Origin of the sequence: Streptomyces sp. BBFR25 (genome assembly GCF_044590125.1) — a bacterium.
Classification (GTDB): Bacteria; Actinomycetota; Actinomycetes; order Streptomycetales; family Streptomycetaceae; genus Streptomyces; species Streptomyces canus_D.
Map to the genome: position 1 here is coordinate 3,761,010 of NZ_CP172447.1, position 23,515 is coordinate 3,784,524.

Sequence of the window (23,515 nt, forward strand, 5' to 3'; positions counted from 1 at the left end):
CGAAGGACAGGGTTCGCTAGGATCGGGCCATGGCCTTCGACACCGCCGACACCCCCGGCGCCCCCGGTGCTCCCCGCACCGCCGACCGACCGCACCGCGTCGTCGTGCTCGCCCTCGACGGGCTGCTCCCCTTCGAGCTGGGCATCGCGCAGCGCATCTTCGGCCTGGCCCGCGACGAGCACAGGCGTCGGCTCTACGAGGTCGTCACCTGCTCGGTCCGGCCGCCGGGCCCGGTCGCCACGGACGCCGACTTCGAGATCCTGGTCGGGAACGGCCCGGAGGCCCTGGCCACCGCCGACACGGTCGTGGTCCCCGCCTCCTACGAGCTGGGCCCCGTCTACGAGGAGGGCGCGCTGACCGCCGAACTGGCCGCCGCGCTGGCCCTCGTGCGGCCCGGCACCCGGCTCGTCGCCATCTGCACGGGCGGGTTCGTGCTGGCCGCCGCCGGATACCTGGACGGCCGCCCGGCGACCACGCACTGGGCCTCCGCCGAGCACTTCCAGCGGCTGTTCCCGAAGGTGCGGGTGGACGCCGACGTGCTCTTCGTCGACGACGGCGACGTGCTCACCTCGGCCGGGGTCGCGGCCGGGATCGACCTGTGCGTGCACATCGTGCGCCGGGACCACGGCACCGCCGTCGCCAACGAGGTGGCCCGCCACACCGTCGTACCGCCGCACCGGGACGGCGGGCAGGCGCAGTACATCGAGCGGCCGGTGCCCGATCCCCAGCAGTCGTCCACGACGGGGGCCCGCGCCTGGGCGCTCGGCCGCCTGCACGAGCCGATCCAGCTGCGGGACATGGCCGCCCAGGAGGCGATGTCGGTACGCACCTTCACCCGCCGTTTCCGCGAGGAGGTCGGCGTCAGTCCGGGCCAGTGGCTCACCCGGCAGCGCGTCGAACGGGCCCGGCACCTGCTGGAGTCCACCGCGCTCTCGATCGACCAGATCGCCCAGGACGCCGGCTTCGGCACGGCCCAGTCGATGCGGCAGCACCTCCAGGCGGCGCTCGGGGTCACGCCGACCGGGTACCGGCGGACGTTCCGCGCGGAGTTGTCCACAGCCTGTGGACAGTGATCGGGGTCCACCCCGGACTCGTCGGCCGGCGGCGCGGCGTTGTCCGCCCCGAGCACGGCATCGCGCGCCGCCACCCGACTCCGGCGCTCCCGCCCGGTTCCCGTCGCCCCCGAGGGAACCGCCGCCGACACGACCCACGCTCGTCGAGGGCTCCGTCACCGAACCCTCGTCGTCCCCTCGCGGCGAATCGTTGCCTACAAGCGTGAGGAAACGGTCACGATCCGTCAACCGGCAAGGGCTGTTTCACCACTTGCGTCCCGATTCGCCGGGGACGCGCACGGAAGCACACCCCGGCGCACGGCGCCGTCAGACCACTTCGTACGCGATTCCCTCGTACGCCACCGCGCCGCCGCCGCTCCCGCAGGCCGGTGGGGTCTCCTTGCCCGCGGCGCACCGGTCCAGTTCGCACCAGATGCGCTTGCCGGTGCCCTCCCGGCTCCAGCCCCAGCGATCGGCGAGGCCGTCCACGAGGGCGAGGCCCCGGCCGCCCGTCGCCTCGCCGCCCGCGCAACGGGGCACGGGAGCCCGGTCGCTGGCGTCGTCCACTTCGAGGCGGACGGTGGCCTCCTCGGTCTCCTCGGTCACCGCGCCCGGCAGCACCAGCCGCAGCACCGCCGAACGCCCGGTGTGCACCACGGCGTTGGTGACCAGCTCGGAGACGAGCAGGACCAGCGTCTCGGCGAGGGGTTCGTCGGCCCGTATCCCCGAACCGGCGAGCCGCGAACGCGCCCAGCGCCGGGCACGCCCCACTTCCGAGGGGTCTGGACGGACCTCCAGCTGCACTTGAAGCACCTGCACCGCTCACACCATCCGAACCGGCGGACACAAAGGCTCGCGCCTCATGAGGGCCACGATCGTAGCCATTTCCAGCATGGCCAGAACAACGGCCGGGGCAGGGATCACGGACCGTGAATCCCCTGCGGCACAGCATGGTTGACGTACAGTCACGCCAACAAGCGCTTCAGGCATATTCCAGCGCGAAGGAGTACGCGTGCGGCATACTGTGCGACGCGCTTTCCGGGGAGTCGAACAGGTGGTGGCCGACGGCCGTCGCACCCTGCGGGGCAAGGCGCACACCGCCGGTTCCGGAGCCGCCCCAGGGGCAACTCCGGCACGGCTGGCGCTCGGGACCGCTCGCATCCCCCACAAGGTACCGGAGTGTGGCACCGACTCCGGGCCGTAACGGGCCACTCGGCGGACACGGCCCGGTATCAACGCTCCGTGATGCCCTTCCGCCACGATCCGCGACATCCGGGCGCGCGCTCCCGCGGCGGGCGCTACTCGGGCACGGTGAAGTAGCGGGCGAAGGCCGGGACGATCTCCGTCTCGCCGATCCTGCCGTCCCCGTCCGCGTCGAGCGCGGCGGCGGCCGAGCGAGCGAGGTCCTCCGGCACGCCGAACGCGGTCAGGGCCCGCGCGGCCTCCGCGACGGTGGCCGCTCCGTCACCGTCGGTGTCGGCGACGTCGAGTGCCGCGTGCAGGAAGGGGCGGGCGATCTCGGCGAAGCGGTCCGGCTTGTCCCGCAGCCGCTTGACCGCCCCGGTGACGAACTCCTCGCGGATGATGCGCTGGTCGCCGTCCCGGTCGGCGATGCCGGCCAGGCCCTGCCAGAGCGCCTCGGCCCCGCCGTACAGGGCCTGGCCCTTGTCGGAGCGGGCGGCGACGCCGAACTCGGCGAGCAGCGCCTTGGCCGCCCCACTGAAGTCGGAACGGTCGATGTGGCCGTTGCCGTCCTGGTCGAAGGTGGTGAACCGCGCGGCGATCCTGCGCTCGTACTCGCTGTTGACCATGGTTCTCTCCGGCCGCCTCACGTCGGTGTTCGGGGGTACGTCTCGCCGGGAGCGTACGTCGCCGGACGACGCCGCGGACGGGACTTGCCGCGAGTCGCGCGGCCTACGCGGACAGGGGCCGCGGCTCGTCCCCGGTCGCCGAGGCGAGGTCGGGGTGGCAGTCGAAGAGCCGGCGCACGCCCAGCGCGCCGAGGACGCGGTTGACGTGGGAGCCGTCTACGGCGCCCTGGGCGGGCAGTATCAGGCGCAGCCTGCCCTGGCAGGAGCGGATGAGCCGCCGGGACGCGATGAGGACGCCGACCCCGCTGGAATCGCAGAACAGGACGTCGGAGAGGTCCAGGACGAGGCTGTGCCGCCCCTCCGCCACCTCGTCGTGCACGCGCTGCCGCAGCACCGGTGACGTCACCAGGTCCAGTTCGCCCGACACCTGGAGCACGGCCCACTGGCCCCGCTCGCCGCCGGTCACGTTGAACGTCACCACCATGCCCTTCGTTCGTCGGAACGTCTGGAACCTCCGGGATTCACCCGAAACGGAAGCCACACTTACGCTTCTTGGCGGCGCGCCTGCCCACCGGCCGTTCCCGCAAACGCCGCGACGGAAACGGAGACCGGTCGGAAGTGGCTTGTTTCAGACGGTTTCGATCCTGTTCGATCGAATTCGGTCGCACGATAGAGGGTAGTGGAGGCGCATATCACCTCCGGCCGGTCGGGGGCGCGCATTGGAACAAAGGGGCGTGCGCTGTCGGACGTGCCGACTACATTCGGGGGGAGGGTGGCCGCAGGCTGGGACCGAGGAGGGGGTGGAGGGACCGCATGGCGAAGAGGGACGCACCACCGCGCTGGGACCGCAAGATGCAGCAGCGGCTCGCACGCGGCGAGGCCGCCGCCCTGGGCGAGCTGTACGACCGGTTCGCCTCGCTGGTGCACGGTCTGGCGCACCGCGTGCTCGACGACGAGCGTGCCGCCGACCACATCACGCGCGACGTCTTCGCGCACGTCTGGGAGCACCCCGACGCCTACGACCCCCGGCAGGGCCCGCTGCGCACCTGGATCGCCACGCTCACCCACCGTTTCGCCGTCCAGCGGCTGCGCGCCACCGAGACGGCCGCCCTCGTCCGGGGCGGGCCGGGCACCGCGGAGGAGCTGGAGACCAAGGTGCGGCACGCCTCGGTCGCCGCCCGCGCCGACTACATCGTCCAGTCCATGCCGGCTCCGCTGCGCGCCGCGCTGGAGCTGGCCTACTTCCAGCGCCGCGACTACCGCCAGACCGCCGCCGACCTGGGCGTCACGGAGGACGAGGCCCGACGCCGCCTCCGCCTGGGCCTCCAGCTCCTGTCCACGGCCCGCGACGCCGGCCGCACCCCGCACCCGCCCGGGGCTCCGCCGGAGTACGGGGGTGCTGCATGAAGGCGTACGACGAGAGCGACGGGGACGACGGGCACGACGAGAAGGGGGCAGCCGACGACGCGGACACCGGCACCGGCACCGGCACCGGCACCGGGGCGCGTATACCGCTGCCCCGGGCCTCCGTCGAGGACGGCGGGCGGGTACTGCCCGACCCGGCGCCGGTCGCGCTGGAGCACCAGGTGCTGACGTCGCTGCTCGGTGCGTGGGCGCTGGCCGCCTGCTCGGCGCGGGAGGCGGCAGCCGTCGAGGAGCACCTCGGTGAGTGCGAGGCCTGCGCCGAGGAGGCGCTGCGCCTGCGCGAGGCCGTCACGCTGCTCCAGCGGCCGGAGAGCCTCGATCTGGACCCCGCCCTGCGCACCCGGGTCCTGGACGGGTGCCTGGAGCGGCGCCCGCCCCGCATCCCGGTGCCCGAGTGGGCCGCCCCCTACGACGCCGAGACCGCGCGCCTGGACGCGCTGCTCCAGGACTTCGGGGACGCCGAGTGGCACGCCCCGGTCCGGCTGCGCTGGTTCGACGGCGACGACACCGCGAGCCGCCGCACCACCGTCGCCGGGGTCATCGCCCACCTCCTGACGGTCGACGGCACCGTCGCCGTCACCCTGGGCCTCGACGACCCCCTGGGCGACATCACCGCGCCCACCCGGGCACCGGCCGCCCGCACGGAGGCGTACTGGCGGGCCTCGCACTACCCGCCCACCCGCGCGGTGCGGGCGCCCTGGCGTGCGCAGAGTCACAGCGTCGTCCGGACGGTGGCGTTCACCGGCGACGCGGGCGGGCTGCCGGTCTCGTACGGCGACTTCGAGCTGCCGCTGCGGGACGCGATGCTGGACCGGGCGTTCGAGTGCTGGGTGCACGCGGAGGACATCGCCGAGGCGGTGGACTATCCGTACAGGCCGCCGTCCGCGCGCCATCTCAACGGCATGATCGACCTCGCGGCCCGGATGCTGCCGGGCGCCCTCGCGGCGCGCCGCCGGGCCGGTCTGGCCGCGCCCGGCGACCGTCCGCACCTGGTGACCGCGGGCGAGCCGGGACGCAGCCTGCGGCTGGAGATCGAGGGCTCGGGCGGCGGCGAGTGGCTCATCCCGCTGGACTCCCCCGGCGCGGTGGGCTCCGCCGACCTGGAGGTGGCGCATGTCGCCCTGGACGGCGTGGAGTTCTGCCGGCTGGCGGCGGGCCATGTGCCTCCGGCGGAGGCGGCGGCGGGACAGGTCGGGGACCGGGAGGCGATCCGGGACGTGCTGTTCGCTGCGGCTAGCTTGAGCCGGATGTAGGGGGCGGTTGCGGATTCGCGGGCGGCCGCGGGTGCGTCGTGGCTGGTCGCGCAGTTCCCCGCGCCCCTTGAGGGCGTGCAGTGAACGCCCCTTCAGGGGCGCGGGGAACTGCGCGAGCAACCACCCACCACCCGCAGCCGCCGACGAGACAGAAGGCCCCGCCCCGCTGGGCGCCGCTAGGCGAACACCACCGTCCGGCGGCCGTTCAGGAGAATCCTCCGCTCCGCATGCCACTTCACGGCCCGCGCCAGCGCCTGGCACTCCACGTCCCGCCCGACCGCCACCAGCTGGTCCGGCGTGACGTCGTGACCGACCCGCTCGACCTCCTGCTCGATGATCGGCCCCTCGTCGAGGTCGGCCGTCACATAGTGCGCGGTCGCGCCGATCAGCTTCACACCCCGCGCGTGCGCCTGGTGGTACGGCTTCGCGCCCTTGAAGCTCGGCAGGAAGGAGTGGTGGATGTTGATGATCCGCCCGCTGAGCGCCTTGCACAGGTCGTCCGAGAGGACCTGCATGTAGCGGGCCAGCACGACGAGTTCGACGTTCTCCTCGCGCACGATCTCCAGGACCCGGGCCTCGGCCTCCGGCTTGGTGTCCTTCGTCACGGGGATGTGGTGGAAGGGGATGTCGTAGGACCCCACCAGTTCCGCGAAGTCGGTGTGGTTGGACACCACGGCGGCGATCTCCACGGGCAGCGCGCCGATCCGGGCGCGGAAGAGCAGGTCGTTCAGGCAGTGCCCGAACCTGCTCACCATGAGCACGATGCGCATCTTCGCGTCGGCCCGGTTGATCTGCCAGTCCATGTGGAAGGCGTCACCGATCGCGGTGAAGCTGGCGCGCAGCTTGTCCACGGTCACCGGCTCACCGGCCGAGAAGTGGACCCGCATGAAGAACAGACCCGTGTCGTGGTCCCCGAACTGCTGGCTGTCCTCGATGTTGCAGCCGGTCATGAACAGGTAGCTCGAGACGGCGTGCACGATGCCCTGCTTGTCGGGGCAGGACAGGGTGAGGACGTACTGGTCGGCCGGGGCGTCGGCCGAGGGGACGGCGGCGGAGGACTGCGCGTTCATGCAGCACAGGTTCCCATATCCGGCCCCCCGGACCGCGTGCCGTCCCGTCAGGCGGACCGGGTCAGGATCTGCAGCACCTCGAGCGTGCGCGGTTCCGCCTCCGGGTCCTCGCCGTCACTGGTGGCCAGCCGTACGTGCGCGTCGCGCGCCGCCCGCACCGCCTCCGGCCAGTCCGCGTGCTCCAGGTACGCGGTCACCGGCGCGTCCGGCCCCACCTGGTGCATGATCCGCAGGACCCGCAGCACGGCGGTGTCGACCAGCGCCGCCTCCTGCGAGTCGCGGAAGACCGTGCCCACGTACTTCTCGGCCGACCAGTGGTCCAGCCAGGTGTCCTCCACCAGGCGGTACACGGCGTCGGTGACGTCCCCGTAGCCGTCGACGCCGGCCAGCCAGACGTCCCGCTGGAAGGCGGGGGCGGAGAGCATGTGCAGCGCGGAGCGCACCTGGCTGCGCCAGCGCCACCACGGCATGTCGTTGAGTGGCATGCCGCCCATGGTGGAGGAGCGACGGCCGCGACGGGAAGAGTTCTCCGAACCTTGCACGGTCGTCGATCCTACGTTCCTCTTCCCCGCCACTCTCCGGCGCCCGCAATTCACCTCCGCGTCACCACGCGTTGACCGCAGGTCACTCCCGGGTTGGCCGGGTGACGGAATCGTGCGGGTACATGACCGGCAGGCGACCTACCCGCAGCACAATCCCCGGCGGCCTCCGCGGCCGTTCCCGGGCCACCCGCACCGGCGCCCTGGCCGCGGGCGCGCTGGTGGCGTGCGCGTCACTCGCCGTCGGCTGCGGGGTCGTCCCCGGTGCCACGGGGGGCTCCGGGGGCGACGACCCGATCACCGTCATGACCTGGGCACCCCAGGACACCGGCGCGACCAACAAGCCCGGCATGCCCGCCCTCGCCCAGGCCTACGCCCGCTGGGTCAACGCCCAGGGCGGCCTCGGCGGCCGCAAGCTCAACGTCCTGACCTGCAACGACCACAACGACAGCGTGGCCGCCGCGAAGTGCGCCCGCCGTGCCGTCAAGGAGGACGCGGTCGCCGTCCTGGGCTCCTACAGCCAGTACGCCGACTCCTTCTTCCCCGTCCTGGAGGGCGCCCGCATCCCGTACATCGGCGGCTACGGGCTCACCAACACGGAGTTCACCAGTCCGCTGTCGTACCCGGTCAACGGGGGCCAGCCGGCGCTGCTCGCGGGGCTCGGCAGCGCGCTCGCCGACTCCTGCGGGCCGGTCACGCTCGTGCGCCCCGACACCATCGCGGGCGACCAGCTGTCCGCGCTGCTGGACTCGGGGCTGGTCTCCGGCGGGCACGAGCGGGCCCACGACCAGCGGGCGGCGGAGGACGCCACCTCGTACGACGACCAGTCCGAGCGGGCACTGGCACGGGAGGGCACGGGTCAGAGGAAGCCGGGGTGCGTGGTGCCGGTCCTCGGGGACCGCACCGGCACCTTCATGGACTCCTTCCGGCGCGCGAGCGAGGACCACCCCGACGTACGGAACGCGACCGTGCTCGGCAGCGTCGACCAGACGACGATCAACGCGAGCGGCGGTGCGTCCGGGCCCTACGAAGGGGCGTACGTCACCGGCTGGTACCCGTCGGTGGGCGACCCGGCCTGGGACGCGCTGAAGAAGCTGATCAAGGAGCAGGCGTTCGGCGACAACAACGTCGACGCGGCGGACGCCGGGGTGCAGACCACCTGGATCGCCTACACCGTGTTCAGGGAGGTCGTGGAGTCGCTCGGCGACGGCGAGGTGAGCGCCGACACCGTACGGCGGGCCCTCGACGACGGTCTGGAGGTCGGCACCGGCGGGCTCACTCCCGACCTGAGGTGGACGTTCGCCGACAAGCTGGCCTCGGTCGGCTTCCCGCGCCTGGTCAACGCCGACGTCACCCTCCAGGTCGTCCGGGAGGGCCGCCTGGTCTCGGCTCGGCAGGGCGCGGTGGACACCACCCGCACCCTGCAGAACGCGGACGTCGCCTAGGGGGCGTCGTTTGGATCTTGCCGGGCGGCAGCGGGCCCGGCCGGCTCAGAGCTGGGTCGGCCGGCGTTCGGTCAGGCCGTACTCCTTGGCGATGGCGTTCCAGAGCGTCGCGGCCTTGGCCTTCTCCTTGCTGGCCGTGCCGCTCGCCCGGTTGGCCTGTGAGGGCTGGGTGGCCGCCTTGCCCTTCTTGCAGCCCTTCTTGCCGGCGGTCCGGTCGGCCCAGGCCGCGTAGTGGTTGTCGGCCGACGCGGAGGCCTGCCACGCCTTGGTGAGCGCGGTGGTCAGCTCGGTGTGCCGGGGCAGCCGGTCCACCGACAGTTTGGAGAGGCTCTCGACCAGCCCGCTGCGCTGCTTGGCGGCCTCGCGCAGATCCTTGGCCGCCTGGGAGAGGTTGTCGCAGGTCTTCACGTCGCCCACGGCGTTGATCACCGTGGTGCGGCCGGTGCCGCTGTCGGCGAGCAGCTTGTCCAGCTCGACGGCCTGCTGCCGGGCCGGGTCGGCGGAGGGCGAGGCCGGGGCGGACGCGGACTCGGAGGCGGGGGCCGTGGCGGACACCGTCTGGTTGCCGCCCTTGTCCTCGTTCTCTCCCCCGCCGGCCATCATCGCGCCGGCGCCGACCCCGACGACGGCGATGCCCACGCCGACGGCCGCGAGGAGCGGCAGCCGCGAACCGCCGCGCCCGCCCCGGCCGCCGCCGCCGTCGTTCCCGCGCCGCCTGCCGCCGCCACCGCCGCCGGGGCCCTGCGGGGCGTACCCGGGCTGACCGCCGGCGTACTGCGGCTGCGGCGCGTCGAAGTGGGGCATCTGCTGGGTGGCCGAGGCCGGACCGTCGGCGCCGGGCGCGCCGCGGAAGAGGTTGTCGAACTCGGCGGGCGGCTGACGCCCCTCGTCGGTGCCGGGCCCGGCGCCGAACGGGGCGCCGACGGGGCCGCCGGGCACGGGCGCGATGTACTGCGTGGCCTCGGCGTCGGGATGGGGGGTGGGCGCGGCGGGCGCGGGCGGGTACCCGGCCGCGGGCCGCGCGGGGTACTGCGGTGCCTGGCCGAGGTACTGCGTCGACTCGGCGGCGTGCGGCTGCGCGGGTCTCTCCGGAGGCAGCGCGCCCGGTCCCGCGGGCGCGACCGGCGGTATGTACTGGGTGGCGCCCTCGTCGGCGGGCGGTACGACCGGCGGCAGGTACTGCGTGGCGCCCTCGTCGGCGGGCGGCAGCGGCGCGACACCCCCGCCGTACTGCTGATGCTGCTGGGGCTGGTGATGCTGCTGGTGCTGCCCGTACGTCGGCTGTGCGCCGTAGGTCTGGTCGCCCGCAGGCGTCCCGTACGACGGCGGCTGCGCGCCCTCCGGCGGCAGCGGGCCGGGTCCGGCCTGCGGCGGCAGGGCGCCGGGGGCCTGCGCCGGGGCGCCCTGCCCGGGCTGCCAGGCCTGCGGCGCCGACGACGGCTCGGCCTGCTGCGGGGCCTGCTGCGGGGTCTCCGCGGCGCCCCACGGCTGGGCGCCTGGCGGCGTGGGCCAGCTCTGGGTGGCGGGCGCGTGCTGCTGCTGGTCGGGGCCCCAGGGGCGGTCCCAGGCCTGACCGCCGGGCGGCGCCGAGGCGGGTGCCGGGCCACCGCCCTGCGGGCCGACGGGAGCGCCGGCCAGACCGGGCAGCAAGGGCTCGCCACCGTCCGAGGGCAGCACGATGCCTTCGCGCGCTTGCCGCGGCGAGGGCTCCTCGCCCTGTCCACTCTGCGTCACCGGGACTCCTACGAATGGGGGACCTTCGGAATCGTCGGCTCACGCTACCGGGTCCCCCGAGCCCACTGCCACGCCGCCCGGGGCGTCAACTCTTTCCCTGTGGCAGCAGTAACAAAACCAGGCCGCGGCGCGCTGTTGATGTCCCTTTCCGCACACCGCGGCCGGGTTTCACGCGTGTTCACTCATCCGCGCCCCGTCCGTTCACGCGGCGGCCTGGAGGTCGAGCCGGGCGCCGAACTCCCTGACCACGGCTTCTTCCCGGTACGGCTCCAGCCGGGCCTGGAAGTCGTCCAGGTACTCGGCACCCCGGTTCGAGCGCAGTGTCTCCAGCAGTTCCACCGCCTTCGTCGCCGTGTGGCAGGCCTGTTCGATCTCGCGCTGCTGCACCTGCGCCGTGGCCAACAGCACATGGCCGATGGCCCGCCTGCGCGCCCGGGACACGGGGTGCCCGTCCAGGGACTGGCGCGCGTAGCGGGCGGCCGCGTCCGCCTGTCCCAGGTCCCGGTGGCAGTGCGCCAACTCGTCGGCGAGGTAGGCGTCGTCGAAGTGCGCGATCCACACCGGGTCGTCGCCGGAGGCCGGATCGGCCGACTCCATCGCGCCGACCGCCCGTCCGGCCGCCTCGTGGGCCGCCCGTACGTCGCCCAGCAGCGCGTGGCCGCGGGCCTCGGCCGCGTGGAACATCGACTCCGCGCGCGGTGTCACCCGCCCGCGTGCGCCCTCCTGCGCCGCCCGCGCCAACTGGGCGATCTCGCGCGGGTTTCCGAGCTGTGCGGCGAGGTGGCTCATGGAGGCGGCGAGGACGTACCCGCCGTAGCCGCGGTCCCCGGCCGCCTGCGCGAGCCGCAGCGACTGGATGTAGTACCGCTGGGCGAGGCCCGGTTGGCCGGTGTCGACGGCCATGTATCCGGCCAGTTCGGTCAGGCGCGCGACCGTGGCGAACAGGTCCCGTCCGACCGCCTCCCGGTAGGAGCCGGCCAGCAGTCCGGAGACGACGCTGTTCAGGTAGTGCACGAGGACCGGGCGCACGTGCCCGCTGCCGTACTGGTGGTCCAGGTCCACCAGTGCCTGTGTCATCGCCCGCACGGCCGCCACGTCGGACTGGCCCACGCGCGGCCCCGCCGAACGCGACACCTGCGGGTCGGGGGCGGAAATCAGCCAGTCCCGGCTGGGCTCGACTAGCGCCGAGGCGGCGACGGAGGAACCGGACAGGAAGTCCCGGCGCCCCACGTCGCTGCGCCACAGCTCGCAGACCTGCTCGATGGCTCCCAGTACCGTCGGCGAGAACTGGAGGCCGACGCCGGACGCGAGGTTCTTGCCGTTGGCCATGCCGATCTCGTCGATCGTGACCGTGCGGCCGAGCTTGCGTCCGAGCGCCTCGGCGATGATCGCCGGTGCCCGGCCGCGCGGTTGCTGTCCGCGCAGCCAGCGGGCCACGGAGGTCTTGTCGTACCGCAGGTCGAGACCGTGCTCGACCCCGCACACGTTGACCCGGCGGGCGAGGCCCGCGTTCGAGCAGCCCGCTTCCTGAATGAGCGCCTGCAGTCGTTCGTTCGGCTGCCGCGCGACGAGAGGCCTTGCGGCCATGGCGTAACCCCCATGCGGTCTCATGCGGTCTCGATGCTGTCCCGGCGGATCGTTCGACGAAACGCGGCGGATCCGGCCGTGAAGATCAATGCCCAGTCGATGTGCCGACAATGCGAGACTTGCGAAGCTTGCAATGCTTGCGATGCTTACGAGGATTGCCGGAGCGACGGCCGTTGCCGGCCCCAGTGCTGGCTACCCAGCTCCCGCGGTGAATCCTCCTGCGCGCCCCCGCCTGTGCACCCATGCGCCCCGAGCGCGGTGCCGATGCACCTCCCCCGCGCGCACGGCGCCCGTAACCCCCGGTGAGCACGGGAGTTGAGACCCACGTGGAAGAGACCATCCCCGGCACCGAAGCCGCCCAGATCCCGCAGCAGCGCGGCACGTCGCTGCTGGAGACCGCCGTTCGCTACGCCGAGGAGCGTCACTGGGACGTGTTTCCCGGCACCTGGCTGGTGCCCGCCGACGGGGTGCAGCGCTGCTCGTGCGGCGACCCGGCGTGCGCCGCCCCGGGCGCGCACCCGGCGCGCGAGGACTGGGCGGCGCAGGCCACGGGCAGCGCGACCGTCGTCCGGCGGATGTGGCAGAAGCAGCAGGGGGCGTCGATCCTGCTGCCCACGGGGCGGACGTTCGACGCGATCGACGTGCCGGAGACCGCCGGGTTCCTGGCGCTGGCGCGGATGCAGCGGATGGAGCTGACGCTGGGGCCGGTGACGCTGGCGCCGGACCGGCGGATGCGGTTCTTCGTTCTTCCGGGGGCGGGGGCGAAGGTGCCGGATCTCGTGCGGCGGTTGGGGTGGTCGCCCCGGGTCCTCGATCTGGGGGTGCTCGGTGAGGGGGCGTACCTGGCGGCGCCGCCGACGCGGTTCGGGTCGCGGGGTGCGGTGCAGTGGGCCTGCCGGCCTACGCCCGCGAATCGTTGGCTGCCGGATGTGGAGGAGTTGATCTCGCCGTTGGCGTATGCGTGCGGCAGGGATCGGTAGGGGGCGCCTTCTCGTCTGCCGGGTTGCCGTGTTCCGGCGGCTGCGGGTAGCGGCTGGTTGCTCGCGCAGTTCCCCGCGCCCCTGGTCGGCGCTGCACCCCCGTAGGGTGCCAAGTCGACGGAGGGAGTTGTGGTGAGTAACAGCGCCGTGCGGGTTCAGGGGCTCTGGAAGCGGTTCGGGCAGCAGGTGGCCGTGGGCGGGATCGATCTGGAGCTGCCGGCCGGGAAGTTCATCGGGCTCGTCGGGCCCAACGGGGCCGGGAAGACCACCACGCTCTCCATGGTGACCGGGCTGCTGCGACCGGACCAGGGGTCGGTCGAGGTCGTGGGGCACGACGTGTGGCGCGATCCGGTCGAGGTGAAGGCCAGGATCGGGGTGCTGCCCGAGGGGCTGCGGCTCTTCGAGCGGCTGTCGGGGCGGGAACTGCTCGGCTACACGGGCCGGTTGCGCGGGCTGCCCGGCGACGAGGTCGACAGGCGTGCCACCCAGCTCCTCGACGTGCTGGACCTCGCGGGGGCCCAGCACAAGCTGGTCGTCGACTTCTCGACCGGCATGCGGAAGAAGGTGGGGCTCGCCGCCGCCCTGCTGCACAACCCGGAAGTGCTGTTCCTGGACGAGCCGTTCGAGGGCGTCGACCCGGTCTCCGCGCAGACCATCCGGGGCGTCCTGGAGCGCTACACCGCATCCGGCGCCACCGTCGTCTTCTCCTCCCACGTCATGGAGCTGGTGGAGTCGCTGTGCGACTGGGTGGCCGTGATGGCGGCGGGCCGCATCCGGGCCACCGGGACGCTCGCCGAGGTGCGCGGGGAGGCGGCCTCGTTGCAGGAGGCGTTCCTCGAACTCGTCGGCGCGGGGAGCCGGGACGCCGGGTCGGACCTGGACTGGCTGGGCGGCGGGTCCCGATGAGCGCGCGGACCCCACCGGCCGCGCCGGTCGCCTCCGGCGCGCCCCTCACGTCCGTCTTCGTCCGGCTGAAGCTGTCGCTCCTGCGCAACGGGCTGCGGCAGTCCGGCGGCCGGCGGGCCGCCTACGTCGCCTCCGCCGCCCTGGTGCTGCTCTTCGCCGCGCTCCAGCTGATCGGCCTGATCGCGCTGCGCGGGTACGCGCACGTGGACTCGCTGGTGGTGCTGCTCGCCGCGGTGCTCGCGCTGGGCTGGGCGGTGCTGCCGCTGTTCTTCCCCGGCGGCGACGAGACGCTCGACCCCACCCGGCTGGTGATGCTCCCGCTGCGGCCCGGCCCCCTGGTGCGGGCCCTGCTCATCTCCTCCCTGGTGGGCATCGGGCCGCTGTTCACGCTGTGCGTGTTCGCCGGTTCCGTGGTCGCGGTCGCGCACGGCGGGGCGGCGTACGCCGTCGGGGTCGTCGGCGCGGTCCTCGCGCTGCTGGTGTGCGTGACCCTGGCGCGGGCCGTCGCGGCCGCCAACGTACGGCTGCTGACCAGCCGCAAGGGACGCGATCTCGCGGTGCTGAGCGGGCTGGTCGTCGCGGTGGGCGCGCAGCTCGTCAACTTCGGCGCCCAGCGGCTGGGTTCCGCGGGGCTGGGCGAGCTGGACCCGGTGGCCGACGTGGTGCGCTGGGTGCCCCCGGCGTCGGCGGTCGGCGCGATGGACGCGGCGAGCGACGGGTCGTACGGCATCGCGCTGGCCCAGCTGGCGCTGACGGCCGCGGCGCTGGGGCTGCTGCTGCGGGTGTGGGCCCGCCACCTGACGCGGCTGATGACGGCGCCCGACGGCTCCACCCTCCAGAGCGAAACCGGGGCGGTGCGCGAGCGCGGCTCGGCCGGACTCGCCCGGTGGCTGCCGGCGGGCCGTACGGGCACCACCATGGAGCGCACCCTGCGCTATGTGTGGCGCGACCCGAAGACCAAGGCGGCGTGGGTGACCTCGCTGGCCATCGGTCTGATCGTGCCGGTGTTCAACGCCTGGCAGGGCACCGGCTCGGTCTACTTCGCCTGCTTCGCCGCCGGGATGCTCGGCATCCAGATGTACAACCAGTTCGGGCAGGACACGTCTGCGTTCTGGATGGTCGCGATGACGATCTCCTCGCCCCGGGACGCCTACGTCGAGCTGCGGGCCCGCGCGCTGGCGCTGCTGCTGATCACGCTGCCGTACGCCACCCTCGTCACGGTGCTGACCACCGCGATGCTCGACGACTGGCGGGCGCTGCCCGAGGCGCTCGGCCTGTCCTTCGCCCTGCTCGGCGCGATGCTGGCGACCGGCGCGTGGACGTCGGCGCGTTTCCCGTACTCCATCCCGCAGGAGGGGTACAAGAACGTCGCGCCCGGTCAGGTCGGGCTGGCCTGGGTCTCGATCTTCGGCGGCATGATCGGCGCGGCCCTGCTGTGCGCGCCCGTGATCGTGCTGACGATCTGGCTGAACGTGCGCGAGGGCGCCGGGGACATGGCGTGGGTACTGCTGCCGGTCGGCACGGTGTACGGCGCGGCGCTGACGCTGCTGGGCCTGCGGCTGGCCGCGCCGCGCACGGCGGACCGGCTGCCGGAGATCCTCACGGCGGTCAGCAAGGGGTGACGGGCTCGTCCCGGGGGGCGTGTCTTTGGGCGCTCAGGCGTCCCGGAGGGTGCTCAGGAACGGCTCGATGGCCGCCCGCCAGGCCTCCGGCTGGTCGTAGTGGACGAGGTGACCGGCGTCGGCGACCTCCGCGTACTGGCCGTTGGGCAGGACGCGGACCATCTCCTGGGCCTCGGCGCGGCCCAGCTCGCCGTCGAGGCCGCGCACGACCAGGGTGGGGCAGCGCACCTGGGCCAGCTCCTCCCAGTGGGCGTCGTAGATCCAGGTCTCACGGGAGCGCAGCATCTGCTCGGGTTCGAAGACGGGGCGCCAGCCGTCCGGGGACTCGGCCATCACCTCGGCGTAGAACTCGCCGCGGGCCGGGTTCGGCCGCTCGACCCACGGATCGTCCTCGCCGAACCACTTGCGGACGTCGGCGAGCGTGGCGAAGGGGACCGGCCAGGCGCGGAACCATTCGGTCCAGGTGTGCTGGGAGGCGGCTCCGAGGGCGGAGGCCCGCATGTCGCAGATGATCAGACCGCGGACCAGGTCGGGGCGTTTGGCGGCGAGCTGCCAGGCGGTCAGCGCGCCCATGGCGTGGCCGATGACGACGGCCGGACCGAGACCGAGCTGCTCCAGGGCGGCCTCGACGTCCTCGACGTACGCCTCCCTGGTGTAGGCGGCCCGCGGGGGCTTGTCGCTGCGGCCGTGGCCGCGCTGGTCGAGGGCGACGGCCCTGTGGCGGGCGGAGAGCCAGCGGGCCGTGGCGGCCCAGTGCGAGGCGCGGCCCATCAGGCCGTGCAATAAGAGCACGCCGGGCAGGTCTGCCCCGCCGGACGCGGGGGAGGACGGGTCGGGCGCCCGGTCGGTCTTGGGAGGGTCGCCGAACTCCCATGCCGCGAGGCGTACGCCGCCCGCGCCGGTCACGTCGATGCGCCGCGCCATAGGTCCTGGCACCCCCAAGCTCCGCTCGGACCTGCCCGCCCTCGCGGGCCGGCCGTCCTGTGAACCGTGTCCTGCCTGCCGTGCAGAGTAGCCAATCTATCGAATAGGTATTCGAAAGAGCCGTTTCGGCGAGCAACACCCCTCATTCGAGTGACACCACTCAGGGATTGATCGCCGCCGCCCAGGGGAGATCTTCAACGGGAGGCGGACCGCTCGGGGAAAACGGTCCGAGGGGATTGACCTTGAGAGCTCGGGGCTCCAGGTCAGCACAGGGGAGGACAGGCCCCGGCGCCACTCGGCGCCGGGGCCCTCTCCGTCTCTCAGGCACGCCCCTCCCCCTCCCCGGCCGGGCGACATCGCTGTCAGCCGCGGGCCAAGAGCCCCTCACGTCCGCTGCCTCACGCCACAGCCTTGCACGCGGAGCGCCCGGCCGCTGCGATTCGGCGCACTGGGGTCCCGAATCGACGGGCCCCGGTCGACGGGCCCTTCGGGACACCCAGTCAGCGCTTGGCGACGAACACGTGGGAGGCGGTGTCCGCCTCCAGCTCGGCGGCCTCGCCACCGCTGCCCACCAGCACGCCACCGGCCGACTCGGTCACGCTCACCACCGAGCCGGGCTGCACCCCGGCCCGGCGCAGCGTGTACATCAGCTGCGCGTCCGTCTGGATCGGCTCGCCGATCCGGCGCACGACGACCGTCTTGCCCTCCAGCCCCGGGTCGAGGTCGGCGAGGGACACCATGCCCTCGTCCAGGAACGGGTCGGCCCCGTCCGTCTCGCCCAGCTCCTCCAGGCCCGGGATCGGGTTCCCGTACGGCGACTCGGTCGGGTGCCGCAGCAGCTCCAGCACCCGGCGCTCCACCGCCTCGCTCATCACGTGCTCCCAGCGGCAGGCCTCGGCGTGGACCTGCTCCCACTCCAGGCCGATCACGTCGACCAGCAGGCACTCCGCGAGCCGGTGCTTGCGCATCACGCGCGTCGCCAGCCGCCGGCCCTCATCGGTCAGCTCCAGATGCCGGTCCGCCGCCACGGACACCAGCCCGTCGCGCTCCATCCGCGCCACCGTCTGGCTGACCGTGGGACCGCTCTGGTCGAGCCGCTCGGCGATCCGGGCGCGCATCGGGACCACACCTTCCTCCTCCAGCTCCAGGATGGTGCGGAGGTACATCTCCGTGGTGTCGATCAGTCCGGACATACGTGCCCCTCGATGAGATTGCCGGAGGCTGAGGCCCACCGGCGTGTGCGCTGGCCCTGCCACCAATTCTGACGCATACCACCGACAACCGTGCCTCGCCGCGAAAAGCCGGGCCCGGCCGCGCCCGCCCGGCCCCCTCTCCGCCGCCCCGACGCCGTATTGACACCGCGCTGGTCCAGACCGCACCGTGATCCGCGACGCAGCCACTGAGAAGGGGTCCCGCATGAGCGACCACAAGCCGGCCGGTCAGTTCCTCGACGCGGCGATCGACCTCCTGCGACGCGTCCGCGACGAGGAGGCGGACAGCGTCGAGGCGGCCGGCACGCTGCTCGCCGACACCGTACTGAGCGGCGGCCGGCTCTTCGCCTTCGGCGCCGGTCACTCCTCCCTCGCCGCCCAGGACGTCGTGTACCGCGCCGGCGGACTCGCCCTGATGAACCTGCTCGCCGTGCCCGGCGTCGTCGGCGTCGACGTGATGCCCGCCACGCTCGGCTCCGCCCTGGAACGCGTCGACGGCCTCGCGAGCGCCGTGCTGGACTCCTCCCCGCTGCGCGAGGGCGACGCCCTGGTGATCATCTCCCTGTCCGGACGCAACGCCCTGCCCGTGGAGATGGCCATGAACGCCCGCGCCCTCGGCGTCCGCGTCATCGGCGTGACCTCGGTGGCGTACGCCTCCGAGACGACGTCGCGGCACGCCTCCGGCACGTTCCTCAAGGACCACTGCGACGTCGTACTGGACTCCAAGATCGCCGTCGGCGACGCGGAACTCACCCTCGACACCGTCCCGGCCCCCTTCGCCCCCGCCTCCACGGTCGTCACCAGCGCCCTCATGCAGGCCATGACGGCCACCGCGGCCGCGAGCCTCGCCGACCGCGGCGTCGAACCCCCGCTGCTGCGCTCGGGCAACGTGGACGGCGGCCACGAATGGAACGGCCGGGTGCTGGAGCAGTACCGGGACCGGATCTTCTACCGCCGCTGAGCGCCTCCGGCACTCCGCGCGGCTGGGGGGTGTCGTTTGGATCAGGCCGGCTCCGGTCGACGGCGCCTTGTTGCCGACCCGAGCGGGGGCGACAACGCCGCAGATGTGCGTGCCAGGCGCCACGACCCCGGCAAGATCGAAACGACGCCTCCCCCTAGGGCCGCTCCAGCACGCCGGCCAGGTCCAAGGCGGTCGCGATCCGGACCGCCACGTCCTCGGCGTACATCGCGTCCGGCCGCTCGAAGGCGCTGCGCCCGGCGCCCCGCAGGAACGTGACGACGCCCAGCGTCCGGCCGCGGCTGCGCAGCACCGCGCACAGGCCGTGCACCGTGTCCTCCGGCCACTGGCGGGCCGTGGCCCACCGGCGCACCTGCTCCGCCGGGACCGCCCGCACCCCGGCGCTGGCCCGCACCGAGCCCGCCCGCTCCACGCACTGCACGGCGGGATGCCCCTCGCCGTAGCGCACCGGCATCCCGGCCGTCCCGGACGGCACGCTGGGACCCGGCGCGCCGGACGGGGTGGCCGCGACCCGCACCAGCCGCACCGGCTCGGCCGCGTCGGTGTCCGACGCCCCACCGCCCACGACCCGGTCGATCAGGGCGTGGTCGGCGAACCCGGCCAGCGCGAAGTCCAGGTGGACGATCGCGGCCTCCGCCGGGTCCTCGCACTCGGCCGCGGCCCGCGCCGCCCGGTGCAGCTGGTTGGCCCGGAAGCGCAGCAGCGCCGCCTCCTGCTCGCCCTGCTTCGAGTCCGTGACGTCCTGGAAGAGCCAGCCGACACCCAGCGGCACCGGCTCCTCCGCGAGCGGCGAGGCCAGCCGCACGAACCCGCTGCGCCAGCACCGGCGCCGCTCGCCCTCCGGCGTGCGCAGGCTCACCCACACCTCGGCGGGCGCGGGCGGCGCGCCCTCGGCCAGGACGTGCGTCAGCGCGTTCTCCAGCTCCTCGACGCCCTGGGCGAGCAGATCGCCGAGCGGCCGCCCCAGCACGGACGTGCGCCCGGCGCCGAGCGCCCGCGCGGCGTGCGCGTTGACCACGGCGGGCCGCAGGTCCACGTCCACCAGCACGACACCCCAGCCGGCGTCCTCCAGCAGGGCCTCGCTCAGCGCGATGGACCGCTCCAGGTCGATCTGCGCGTGCACCTCGCTGAACGCGCAGTACACGCCCGCCGGACGCCCGTCGGGACCGCGGACCGCCGCGGACTGGGTGCGCACCAGCACCCGGCCGCCGTCCTTGGTCAGCAGCGCGAACTCGTGCACCTGGCGCCCCGGCGCCCGCATCGCGGACAGCAGCCGGTCCTCCACCTCCCCGGCGTCCGCGCTGCGCACGGCCCACCCGGCGAAGCCCTGCCGCCCCACCGCCTCGGCCGCGCTCCAGCCGAGGATCCGCTCCGCCTCGCGGTTCCAATGGGTCACGACCCCGTCCGCGTCGAAGGCGCACAGGGCCGCGTCCATGCCGTCGAGGAGCGCGGCCAACAGGTCCGCGCCGTCCCGCTCGGGCTGCTCCGGCTCGTCCGGCCCCAGCTCGTCGGTGGTCCCACTCCGCCGCGAAGCACTCACCTGGACCCCCTGCAGGCTGCGTCCGCCGTACCGTACGTCGGTTCGCTCACTGGCCTTCATTCAACTCGAACGTGATGCAGCACACACCGGGTTCCCGCAAGTTCGCGGAAATCGTTGTACTGCGGAAACTCGGCATAAGCCCCCGTCATGAAGGGGCACGCCGGATCATGCCGGGCGGGCGGCGGCGAGCCTCAGGTCGACCCACTCCTCGCGCGCGCCGTCGAGCACGTACCGCTCCTTCTCCACGAACCCACGCGCCCCGGCGAACCGCAACCCGTCGGCGTTGGCCGCCAGCACCACGGTCTCCACCGCCCCGGCGTCCAGCTCGCGCGCGCGGGCGAGCCCCGCCTCGTAGAGCGCCGTACCGATCCCGCGCCCCCGGTACGCCGGCAGCACCCGCGCGATCACGGTCGCCACCCGCTCCTCGCCCGCCGGCGGCCGCACGGTGGAGCAGCCGACGAGCACGTCTTCGAGGTAGGCGTTGGCCAGCCGGTTGCGCCCGGCGCGCTCCCGCGCCTCGTCTAGGTTCATGGCGGCCGGCGGCACGATCGCGTTGTGCACCTGCCGCCACTCCTCCACCATGGCGTCCCCGGCCACCGGCTCGATCCGCAGCGCCGAGCCCGCACCGGTCGCGACCGTCCCGCGCCGCGCGTCCACCTCGATCTCGATGCGCATCCGCTCGTCCGCGAGCCCGCACACCATCATCGTCGCGGCCGGCCGCACCCGCCCGAACGCCTCCCGCAGCACGGGCCAGCAGGGCTCGAAGTCCTCCCGCGCGGGCAGCAGATAGCGCACCCGCACCACGTCCGCGAACGTGCACCCCGCCTCGGCCAGCGCCGCCCCGACGTTGCGCAGGCACTGCTCGGCCTGCTCCACCACGTCCGCGGAGATCGTCATCGCCGCGTAGTCGAACCCGGTCGTCCCCGACACGTGCACCCGGTCCCCGTCGACGACGGCCCGGGCGTACCCGATCCGCTCCTCGAACGTCGACCCGCTGACCACCGCCCGCCTGACCGGCGGGTCCCCCAGTCGTTTCGTCATGGGCGAAACCGTAGGTGACCAGCGAAGACGCGTCCATGGGAGATCGACGACGAATCGACCCGGAAATTCGATTGATCGGCGGCCGACCCGTTCTTAGGGTGGGCGCTACACGAGAAGGGAGGTGGTTCGGCAGATGTATGAGAACCGGACGCGTGAGGTGGCTGCGGGCTAGCGGCCCGGCACCACACGGAGTGCGGCGCCGGACCAGCGCGTGACAGACGCGTGCAGCCGGCCCAATCCCAAGCAGTCACCCGACCCGCGAGTCGCCGGTACGTCCGGCCGGCTCCTCCACGGAGGAACCAGACTCGCGGGTCGCCTGCGTTCTCGGCCCGGGGGCGGTCAGTCCGCGATGTCGGCGTAGCCCTCGATCTCGCGCGGGTCGCGGGTGCCCGGGCCCATGTAGCGGGCGGAGGGGCGGACCAGGCGGCCGGTGCGCTTCTGCTCCAGGATGTGGGCGGACCAGCCCGCGGTGCGGGCGCAGGTGAACATCGAGGTGAACATGGGGGCCGGGACTTCGGCGAAGTCCAGCATGATGGCGGCCCAGAACTCGACGTTGGTGGCCAGGACCCGGTCGGGGCGGCGGGCGTGCAGCTCGGCCAGGGCGGCCTTCTCCAGGGCCTCGGCGACCTCGTAGCGCGGGGCGCCCAGTTCGCGGGCGGTGCGGCGCAGGACGCGGGCGCGCGGGTCCTCGGCGCGGTAGACGCGGTGGCCGAAGCCCATGAGGCGTTCGCCCGCGTCGAGGGTCTTCTTGACGTAGGCCTCGGCGTCGCCGGTGCGCTCGATCTCCTCGATCATGTGCAGGACGCGCGAGGGCGCGCCGCCGTGCAGCGGGCCCGACATGGCGCCCACGGCCCCGGAGAGGGCGGCGGCCACGTCCGCGCCGGTGGAGGCGATGACGCGGGCGGTGAACGTGGAGGCGTTCATGCCGTGCTCGGCGGCGGAGGTCCAGTAGGCGTCGACGGCGGCGACGTGCTTGGGGTCGGGCTCGCCGCGCCAGCGGATCATGAAGCGTTCGACCACCGACCGGGCCTTGTCGATCTCGCGCTGCGGGACCATGGGCAGGCTCTGGCCGCGCGCGGACTGGGCGACGTAGGACAGGGCCATGACGGCGGCGCGGGCGAGGTCGTCGCGGGCCTGTGCGGCGTCGATGTCCAGCAGGGGTTTGAGGCCCCAGGCCGGGGCGAGCATCGCGAGGGCGGACTGGACGTCGACCCTGATGTCGCCGGAGTGCACGGGGATGGGGAAGGGCTCGGCGGGCGGCAGGCCGGGGTTGAAGGCCCCGTCGACGAGCAGGCCCCAGACGTTGCCGAAGGAGACGTGCCCGACCAGGTCCTCGATGTCGACGCCGCGGTAGCGAAGGGCGCCGCCCTCCTTGTCGGGTTCGGCGATCTCCGTCTCGAAGGCGACGACTCCCTCTAGCCCGGGTACGAAGTCGGACATCAGGCGGCTCCTCGTGATCAGTGGTGTGCGGCGACCTGGGCGGAGACGGTGCGGCGCCTCCATGGATCCACGGTCGTGTCCCGACTCGCGGTCCCGGCGGTCACCCCTGTGATGCCCCGTACGGCCGTCGGTCATCCGGCCGGAGCGGGACCAAGCACCATATCTCCGGGTGTCATGTTTGGGGAGTGGGAGCGGCACTCGGTGCCACCCCGGTCGGGTGGCGGAGCCGATACGGCAGGATGGGCGGCGTGACCGATCGCGAAGCCGATTCCGGCGTGCCCGCTGCCGCCTCAGTCCCCTTCGATCTCGCCTCGATGCGCAAGCAGTACCGGGCCGAGGGGCTGTCCGAGACCGAGCTGGCGGCGACGCCCGTCGAGCAGTTCGCGCGCTGGTTCAAGCAGGCGGCGACTGACGGCGGGCTGTTCGAGCCGAACGCGATGGTCGTCGCCACGGCGGACGAGCGGGGGCGGCCCAGCTCCCGCACGGTGCTGCTGAAGCACTTCGACGAGCAGGGGTTCGTCTTCTACACCAACTACGACTCCCGCAAGGCGCGCGAGCTGGACGCGAACCCGTACGTCTCGCTGCTGTTCCCCTGGCATCCGATGGCCCGGCAGGTCGTGGTCACGGGCGTCGCGCGCCGCACCGGGCGGGACGAGACCGCCGCGTACTTCCGGACCCGGCCGCACGGCTCCCAGCTGGGTGCCTGGGCGAGCGTCCAGTCCTCGGTGGTGGCGGACCGTCGTGCCCTGGACGCGGCGTACGCCGAGCTGGCGGCGCGGTACCCGGAGGGCGAGCAGGTGCCGGTGCCGCCGCACTGGGGCGGGTTCCGGGTGGTGCCGGAGGCCGTGGAGTTCTGGCAGGGCCGCGAGAACCGGCTGCACGACCGGCTGCGGTACGTGGCGGAGGGCGGCGGGGGCTGGCGGGTGGAGCGGCTGAGTCCGTGAGGGGTTCCGGCG

The 23,515-nt window shown here is 73.5% G+C and carries 21 protein-coding genes; 9 read left to right on the forward strand and 12 right to left on the reverse strand.

Annotation, left to right across the window (positions count from 1 at the left end; all coding sequences use genetic code 11):
* Window positions 1–29 precede the first annotated feature (29 nt).
* Window positions 30–1,073 (forward strand): GlxA family transcriptional regulator, encoded by a 1,044-nt coding sequence (locus tag ACGH52_RS16960; RefSeq protein WP_399940315.1) that lies wholly within the window; start codon window positions 30–32, stop codon window positions 1,071–1,073.
* A gap of 306 nt (window positions 1,074–1,379) precedes the next feature.
* Here the strand turns inward: ACGH52_RS16960 and ACGH52_RS16965 are convergent, their stop codons facing one another.
* The 3 genes from ACGH52_RS16965 to ACGH52_RS16975 form a co-directional block, all read right to left on the reverse strand.
* On the reverse strand, window positions 1,380–1,856 hold the full coding sequence (locus ACGH52_RS16965) for an ATP-binding protein (RefSeq protein ID WP_059301174.1): 477 nt from the start codon (window positions 1,854–1,856) through the stop codon (window positions 1,380–1,382).
* A gap of 494 nt (window positions 1,857–2,350) precedes the next feature.
* Entirely contained in the window at window positions 2,351–2,863 is a 513-nt protein-coding gene (calD, locus tag ACGH52_RS16970; RefSeq protein ID WP_399940318.1) for a calcium binding protein CalD, read from the reverse strand.
* A 103-nt stretch (window positions 2,864–2,966) separates the two neighbouring features.
* Entirely contained in the window at window positions 2,967–3,347 is a 381-nt protein-coding gene (locus tag ACGH52_RS16975; protein WP_003974572.1) for an STAS domain-containing protein, read from the reverse strand.
* 329 nt (window positions 3,348–3,676) lie between these two features.
* On the opposite strand from ACGH52_RS16975, the gene ACGH52_RS16980 reads away from it, so the two are divergent.
* Together ACGH52_RS16980 and ACGH52_RS16985 are read left to right on the forward strand one after the other, a co-directional pair.
* Entirely contained in the window at window positions 3,677–4,270 is a 594-nt protein-coding gene (locus ACGH52_RS16980) for a sigma-70 family RNA polymerase sigma factor (RefSeq protein WP_059301172.1), read from the forward strand.
* A complete protein-coding gene (locus ACGH52_RS16985) occupies window positions 4,267–5,541 on the forward strand; it encodes a zf-HC2 domain-containing protein (RefSeq protein WP_210973987.1) in 1,275 nt (424 codons plus the stop codon). Before ACGH52_RS16980 ends, ACGH52_RS16985 begins: the two co-directional genes overlap by 4 nt.
* 176 nt (window positions 5,542–5,717) lie before the next feature.
* On the opposite strand, the gene purU is transcribed toward ACGH52_RS16985, so the two are convergent.
* Window positions 5,718–6,611, reverse strand: a complete 894-nt coding sequence (purU, locus tag ACGH52_RS16990) for a formyltetrahydrofolate deformylase (RefSeq protein ID WP_076975586.1) — start codon at window positions 6,609–6,611, stop codon at window positions 5,718–5,720.
* 47 nt (window positions 6,612–6,658) lie between these two features.
* Window positions 6,659–7,105, reverse strand: coding sequence for a hypothetical protein (locus tag ACGH52_RS16995; RefSeq protein WP_059301169.1), 447 nt, complete (start codon window positions 7,103–7,105; stop codon window positions 6,659–6,661).
* A gap of 170 nt (window positions 7,106–7,275) precedes the next feature.
* Here ACGH52_RS16995 and ACGH52_RS17000 point away from each other — a divergent pair, with 170 nt between their 5' ends.
* Window positions 7,276–8,595: an ABC transporter substrate-binding protein gene (locus ACGH52_RS17000; protein ID WP_399940324.1), complete on the forward strand. Its 1,320-nt coding sequence runs from the start codon at window positions 7,276–7,278 to the stop codon at window positions 8,593–8,595.
* Window positions 8,596–8,640: 45 nt separating this feature from the next.
* On the opposite strand, the gene ACGH52_RS17005 is transcribed toward ACGH52_RS17000, so the two are convergent.
* Window positions 8,641–10,329: a hypothetical protein gene (locus tag ACGH52_RS17005; RefSeq protein WP_399940327.1), complete on the reverse strand. Its 1,689-nt coding sequence runs from the start codon at window positions 10,327–10,329 to the stop codon at window positions 8,641–8,643.
* Window positions 10,330–10,530: 201 nt separating this feature from the next.
* Window positions 10,531–11,916: a transcriptional regulator gene (locus ACGH52_RS17010; protein ID WP_121702181.1), complete on the reverse strand. Its 1,386-nt coding sequence runs from the start codon at window positions 11,914–11,916 to the stop codon at window positions 10,531–10,533.
* Between the two features lie 326 nt (window positions 11,917–12,242).
* Between ACGH52_RS17010 and ACGH52_RS17015 the strand changes: the two genes are divergently transcribed.
* From ACGH52_RS17015 to ACGH52_RS17025, 3 genes are all read left to right on the forward strand, one after another.
* The gene (locus tag ACGH52_RS17015; RefSeq protein ID WP_121702180.1) at window positions 12,243–12,896 is read left to right on the forward strand and encodes a bifunctional DNA primase/polymerase; all 654 of its coding nucleotides are present in this window, start codon (window positions 12,243–12,245) and stop codon (window positions 12,894–12,896) included.
* Between the two features lie 129 nt (window positions 12,897–13,025).
* Window positions 13,026–13,802 (forward strand): ABC transporter ATP-binding protein, encoded by a 777-nt coding sequence (locus ACGH52_RS17020; RefSeq protein ID WP_059301164.1) that lies wholly within the window; start codon window positions 13,026–13,028, stop codon window positions 13,800–13,802.
* Window positions 13,799–15,424: a transporter gene (locus ACGH52_RS17025; protein WP_399940333.1), complete on the forward strand. Its 1,626-nt coding sequence runs from the start codon at window positions 13,799–13,801 to the stop codon at window positions 15,422–15,424. The genes ACGH52_RS17020 and ACGH52_RS17025 overlap by 4 nt, the downstream gene beginning before the upstream one ends.
* A gap of 33 nt (window positions 15,425–15,457) precedes the next feature.
* Here ACGH52_RS17025 and ACGH52_RS17030 read toward each other — a convergent pair whose 3' ends face one another.
* Window positions 15,458–16,348: an alpha/beta fold hydrolase gene (locus ACGH52_RS17030; RefSeq protein ID WP_121702178.1), complete on the reverse strand. Its 891-nt coding sequence runs from the start codon at window positions 16,346–16,348 to the stop codon at window positions 15,458–15,460.
* A 500-nt stretch (window positions 16,349–16,848) separates the two neighbouring features.
* Window positions 16,849–17,541, reverse strand: coding sequence for a metal-dependent transcriptional regulator (locus tag ACGH52_RS17035; protein ID WP_052839193.1), 693 nt, complete (start codon window positions 17,539–17,541; stop codon window positions 16,849–16,851).
* A 223-nt stretch (window positions 17,542–17,764) separates the two neighbouring features.
* Here ACGH52_RS17035 and ACGH52_RS17040 point away from each other — a divergent pair, with 223 nt between their 5' ends.
* Window positions 17,765–18,520, forward strand: a complete 756-nt coding sequence (locus tag ACGH52_RS17040; RefSeq protein WP_059301161.1) for an SIS domain-containing protein — start codon at window positions 17,765–17,767, stop codon at window positions 18,518–18,520.
* Window positions 18,521–18,674: 154 nt separating this feature from the next.
* Here the strand turns inward: ACGH52_RS17040 and ACGH52_RS17045 are convergent, their stop codons facing one another.
* From ACGH52_RS17045 to ACGH52_RS17055, 3 genes are all read right to left on the reverse strand, one after another.
* Entirely contained in the window at window positions 18,675–20,138 is a 1,464-nt protein-coding gene (locus ACGH52_RS17045; protein ID WP_193777625.1) for a PAS domain-containing protein, read from the reverse strand.
* A gap of 105 nt (window positions 20,139–20,243) precedes the next feature.
* Window positions 20,244–21,119 carry a GNAT family N-acetyltransferase gene (locus ACGH52_RS17050; protein ID WP_399940338.1) on the reverse strand — a complete coding sequence of 292 codons (876 nt, stop codon included), beginning with the start codon at window positions 21,117–21,119 and terminating at the stop codon, window positions 20,244–20,246.
* A gap of 339 nt (window positions 21,120–21,458) precedes the next feature.
* Window positions 21,459–22,559 carry a citrate synthase 2 gene (locus ACGH52_RS17055; RefSeq protein ID WP_076975578.1) on the reverse strand — a complete coding sequence of 367 codons (1,101 nt, stop codon included), beginning with the start codon at window positions 22,557–22,559 and terminating at the stop codon, window positions 21,459–21,461.
* A 239-nt stretch (window positions 22,560–22,798) separates the two neighbouring features.
* On the opposite strand from ACGH52_RS17055, the gene pdxH reads away from it, so the two are divergent.
* A complete protein-coding gene (gene pdxH / locus ACGH52_RS17060; protein WP_079033108.1) occupies window positions 22,799–23,503 on the forward strand; it encodes a pyridoxamine 5'-phosphate oxidase in 705 nt (234 codons plus the stop codon).
* The last annotated feature ends 12 nt before the right edge of the window (window positions 23,504–23,515 follow it).